Raw genomic sequence first — 245 nt, 5'->3', positions numbered from 1 at the left:
GCGGTGGTTAGCGTCAAAATGACCCTACCCCCGTCACCCTGAGGAGCGCGAAGCGCGTCTCGAAGGGTCGACGGCCACCAGCCGGGGCCGTGCATCCTTCGAGGCTCGCAAGGGCTCGCACCTCAGGCTATACCGAGAACGCGATCGTGCATCACGGCCGCCTCGATGAAGGCGTGCTGCTGCTGGCAAAACCCTATCGCAAGGCCCAGCTCGCCAGCATGCTGCAACAGGCGCTCGGCGAGTGA

1 protein-coding gene is annotated in these 245 nt (G+C 65.3%); it reads left to right on the top strand.

Annotated features, from left to right (window positions below; all coding sequences use genetic code 11):
* Positions 1-89 precede the first annotated feature (89 nt).
* On the top strand, positions 90-245 hold the full coding sequence (locus tag FNJ47_RS48055; RefSeq protein WP_163163733.1) for a response regulator: 156 nt from the start codon (positions 90-92) through the stop codon (positions 243-245).

It is taken from the genome of Bradyrhizobium uaiense (assembly GCF_010811875.1).
In the GTDB taxonomy this organism is placed as follows: Bacteria; Pseudomonadota; Alphaproteobacteria; order Rhizobiales; family Xanthobacteraceae; genus Bradyrhizobium; species Bradyrhizobium uaiense.
This window is presented reverse-complemented; position numbering and strand designations above follow the sequence as displayed.